This window comes from Lapillicoccus sp., from assembly GCF_039935575.1.
Taxonomy (GTDB): domain Bacteria; phylum Actinomycetota; class Actinomycetes; order Actinomycetales; family Dermatophilaceae; genus Lapillicoccus.
Genome location: NZ_JBDTKA010000098.1, coordinates 1 through 4090, shown reverse-complemented (window position 1 = coordinate 4090; position 4090 = coordinate 1). Strand labels below are relative to the sequence as shown.

The following is a 4090-nucleotide window of genomic DNA, read 5'->3' as shown; positions in this document are numbered from 1 at the left end:
GGTGGTGACGTCGAGGATGGCGCGGATGTCGAGGTTGATCTTGTCGGTCTCGGACAGGGTCTGGTCGAGGGTGTGCTGGCCGACGACCTTGCGCAGCGTGGTCTGGGCGATCTGGTCGATGGCGGCGACGACGTTCTCGATCGCGACGACCGAGCGGACGGCGTCGTCCACGCGGTAGTACGCGACCGCGGACACGTCGACGCTGACGTTGTCGCGAGTGATGATTCCTTGGGACTGGATCGGCATGGTGACGATCCGCAGGGACACCCGGCGCAGCACGTCGACAATCGGAATGATCAGCCGCAGCCCAGGGCCTCGTTCACCTACGACCCGACCGAAGCGGAAGAGGACGCCGTCCTCGTACTGCTGCACGATCCTCACCGCCATCGCGAGGACCGCGAGGATGACGAAGACGACGACAGCGAGGATCACGGGAGTGTTCATGAGGTGGCTTTCGTGAGAGGCGGTGGTGGGGTGGTTCCGTGGATGACGAGCACGGGACAGGTCGCATGCTCGGTGCACGCGGCGCTGACCGACCCGAGGAGGAGGCTGGCGAAGCCGCCGTGTCCGCGGCTGCCGACGACGAGCATCCCGGCGTCGTCGCTCAGCTCGAGCAGGACCTGTGCGGTGTTGCCCCGCAGCACGCGGCGGTCGAGCTCGACCGGAGGAGCGTCACCGAAAACCGAGCCCACGGCCGCATCGAGGGCCTCGCGCGACAGCGCGTCGGGGTCGACGTCAGCAGGGGACGCCCCCCAGCCCTCGCTCACGAGGCCGAAGGCCGGGGTGGGCTGCCACACGCTGGCGACCACGAGGGTGCTCCCGGTCGCCGAGGCGATGAAGGCGCCCCAGCGCAAGGCATTCAGGCTCGGTTCAGACCCGTCGACGCCGACGACGACATTCCCGGTCCCTGGTCCGGTGGTGGTGCTCATACCGTCACCGTCGTCAGCGACCTGAGGGCGCGGCCGCGGTCAACTTCTCGACGAGGAAGTACGCGGATGACCTGATGCCGCGTGCACTCGTTGAGCAACTGGAGGAGGTGGTGCAGGGAGAGCGGGTCCACGCGTCGCTCGCAGGGGTGTCCCAACCGAATCAGGACCGATGCCAGGCAGGAGACGTGGAAGGCCCCAGACGGGGTGGGGGAGGGTCGTGCGGCTGACACGGGCACTCCTGACAGGTGCGGCACATACGGTCGGCCCGCCCGGAGCAAAAGCCCCTGCGACTCGACGGCGGACGGTCGAGCACCTGCGGTATGGCTGTTTTCCTCAGCGCTGTTCACGCTACGACGTCACCGGTCACCGGACTCAGGACTTAGGTCCCCCGTCGCCCCGACCCGTTCAGCAAAACGTATTCTCACGTCAGGACTCGCTCTCGCCCCAGTCGGTGAATTCAAGCCCAATAGCGGCTGCGGTCAGCGTGCGTCTCGAGCTCTCCTTGACGCGGCGGGCGGCTAGCCCCCTGCGTTTGCAGTCAGTTCGTTCCTAGCCAACTGGTAGAGGCGTCCTGTCGTGGAGATCGGTTCGATCCGGATGAAGTGCGGCTTGTGGCCGATGTGCCATGGGAACAGGGGATACCCGAGGATGTCTTTGATGTCGTCCATCCGAGTGACCTCGACGGCCTGGCCTTTGACCATGACGCTCCAGGCCGTCCCGGCCTCTAGGTCATAGCCATCGATCTCGAAGGCGACGACATGTCCGACGGCGCCAGCGAGCTTGGTTCCCTCCGCGCTGCGGAACAGGAGGCTGCCGTCGTCAACGAGGTGGTTGACAGGGAATATCTCAGGGTGTGAGTGGACGATCACGGCCAGGCGGCCGACTGGGGCCTCGCGAAGTCGGTCCCAGCAATCGGTGGCCGAAAGAATCTCGCGCCCCGGCTCAGTGTCGGTAACCATGAACCACAGGATGCAGAATCCGGGACCACCTCGGCAGGGGCGAAGGTCCCGACGTAACGGGGGCCTCTGCGGAGGCAAATGACCGGGCTGGCGGCGAACTCCTTGCCAGTCGGGGCCGACGTGGTGCCGGCTGTTGATCCTCGTGGGACTTCGGACCGGGGGCTCCGTGGTGCTGACCTATCCAACTTCTTCCAGGTCCTCATGACCTCGTCGTTCGAGCGGCAGTGCGCGGACGGCCGGGGGGTGATGCCGCCGGTGTCGCCGCGCCGCTGCTGGAGCCACCCAGCCTTGTTCTCGGCAGCCGTGTTGGGGCACAGTGGTTCAGGTGGCGGAGTTGCATGAGGTACCCGTTGAGGCGATTCCTCCGGATCGGCTGGAGGACGTGCTGGGTCGGGCGCGGCTTTCGAGCTTCTTGGAGGCCGCCACGCAGGTCCGTGAGCAGATCGATGGCGCGACGATCTGGAACGTCAACTCGACGGCGGTCGGGGGCGGTGTCGCCGAGATGTTGCGCGCCCTGCTGCCGTGGGCCCGAGGGGCCGGCATCGACGTACGGTGACTGGTGATCTCTGCGGCTCCGGACTTCTTCGCGGTCACCAAGCGAGTGCACAACCACATCTACGGTTTACCCGGCGACCACGGCCCGCTGGGGGAGCACGAACGGGCCATCTACGAGCGGACGATGGCCGAGAACGTGCAGGAGCTGCGTGCGCTGGTCCGGCCCGGTGACATCGTCATCCTGCACGACCCGCAGACGACCGGCCTGGCGGTGCCGATGCGGGCGGCAGGCGCGTTGGTGATCTGGCGTTGCCACATTGGGCGAGACACGCCCGACAGTCTCTCTGAGCAGGGTTGGGCATTCCTTCGTCCCTACCTCGAGGCGGCACACCGGGTGGTCCTCACCCGGCCGTCGTTCGCACCGACCTGGCTGGCACCCGACCGCATCACCGTTATCCCGCCTTCGCTCGATCCGTTCAGCCCCAAGAACCAGCCCATGCAGCCAGACATGGTGCGTCGGATCCTCGTGCACACCGGGTTACTGCAGGGCTCGCGGGGGCCAGAGCCGCTGCCCCAGTTCGTCCAGGCGGATGGCTCACCCGGGCGCGTGGACCGACACGCCGACATCTTGCAGTCTGGGCCGACGGTCGAGTTCGATGCGCCACTGGTCGTGCAGATCTCGCGCTGGGACCGCGCCAAGGACATGGGCGGCGTCATGCAAGCGTTCGCCGAGACCGTCGCCCCCAGCACGTCCGCGCATCTGCTGCTCGTCGGACCGAGCGTCGCCGGAGTTGCCGACGACCCGGAAGGCGGTGAGGTGCTACTTGAGTGCATGCAGCAATGGCAGCTGTTGCCGCATACGGTTCGGGCGCGCATCCACTTGGCATGTCTGCCCATGCGCGACATCGACGAGAACGCCGCCATCGTCAACGCCCTTCAGCGTCATGCGACGGTTGTCGTGCAAAAGAGCCTGGCAGAGGGGTTCGGGCTGACTGTCGCTGAGGCGATGTGGAAGGCGCGTCCGGTGGTCGCGAGTGCGGTCGGCGGTATACAGGACCAGATAGTTGACGGAGAAAGCGGGGTCTTGCTCCACGACCCTGGCGATCTGCCGGCATTCGGGGAGGCCGTCCGCGATCTGCTCGAGGACCCGGTTCTGGCCGCCCGGTTGGGCAGGGCTGCGGAGCAGCGGGTCAGTGATCTCTTCCTCAGCGACACCCACCTCGAGCACTGGTCCAACCTCATCCTGACCCTGCACACCGCACCGCCCCCGATCGGTGATTCCAGTACCGGGCACATCTCGTGACCGTCCATCGGCAAGTCTTCGATGACCGGGGTCTCGTCGAGGCTGGTCGTCTACCGTAGCCGCAAGGGCTGCCCCTGGGAGCAGGGTGGTCGGAGGGGTCTTCGGATGGAGTGGTTCGATGGGCCCTGACGCACAGGGGTTCGCGCTCAGCCACCGGCGGCAGGTGCATGCCAAGCCCAGAACCACCCCTACAGGGTCACTTCACTTGGCGTGCTGGTCAGCGTGTGTGCCCAGCGGTTCGACTGCCCAGGCTGGCGGGATGTCCGTTCCAGCCGCTTCGTCGCTTTCGGCGTCGTGAGCGGTGGGCTGGATCTTGCCGGAGGCGTGGTGGACGGGTGCGTAGACGGCGTACAGCCGCATCGGCTGATCACCTGTGTTGGTGATGTCGTGCCACGTCCCGGCGG

General features: G+C 66.7%; 4 protein-coding genes and 2 pseudogenes. 2 read left to right on the top strand and 4 right to left on the bottom strand.

From position 1 onward, the window contains the following. The 3 genes from ABI385_RS12250 to ABI385_RS12240 all read right to left on the bottom strand — a co-directional run. Positions 1-444, bottom strand: a 444-nt coding sequence (locus ABI385_RS12250; RefSeq protein ID WP_348104025.1) for an SPFH domain-containing protein, incomplete at its 3' end; no start/stop codon positions are given. Beyond that, the gene (locus tag ABI385_RS12245) at positions 441-929 is read right to left on the bottom strand and encodes a universal stress protein (protein WP_348104024.1); all 489 of its coding nucleotides are present in this window, start codon (positions 927-929) and stop codon (positions 441-443) included. The genes ABI385_RS12245 and ABI385_RS12250, both read right to left, overlap by 4 nt. 518 nt (positions 930-1447) lie before the next feature. After that, a complete protein-coding gene (locus ABI385_RS12240) occupies positions 1448-1888 on the bottom strand; it encodes a pyridoxamine 5'-phosphate oxidase family protein (RefSeq protein WP_348104023.1) in 441 nt (146 codons plus the stop codon). Positions 1889-2204: 316 nt separating this feature from the next. Here ABI385_RS12240 and ABI385_RS12235 point away from each other — a divergent pair. Both ABI385_RS12235 and ABI385_RS12230 read left to right on the top strand, forming a co-directional pair. Further along, positions 2205-2792 (top strand): annotated as a pseudogene (locus tag ABI385_RS12235) (hypothetical protein); the annotation flags it as partial. An 87-nt stretch (positions 2793-2879) separates the two neighbouring features. Beyond that, positions 2880-3686, top strand: coding sequence for a glycosyltransferase (locus tag ABI385_RS12230; RefSeq protein WP_348104026.1), 807 nt, complete (start codon positions 2880-2882; stop codon positions 3684-3686). Between the two features lie 201 nt (positions 3687-3887). Here ABI385_RS12230 and ABI385_RS12225 read toward each other — a convergent pair. Beyond that, positions 3888-4090, bottom strand: a pseudogene (locus ABI385_RS12225) (cupin domain-containing protein); the annotation flags it as partial.

Bases quoted from the DNA above. Each gene is read 5' to 3' on its own strand.
- ABI385_RS12230 (WP_348104026.1), top strand. From the start codon at position 2,880: ATGCAGCCAGACATGGTGCGTCGGATCCTCGTGCACACCGGGTTACTG.
- ABI385_RS12245 (WP_348104024.1), bottom strand. From the start codon at position 929: ATGAGCACCACCACCGGACCAGGGACCGGGAATGTCGTCGTCGGCGTC.
- ABI385_RS12240 (WP_348104023.1), bottom strand. From the start codon at position 1,888: ATGGTTACCGACACTGAGCCGGGGCGCGAGATTCTTTCGGCCACCGAT.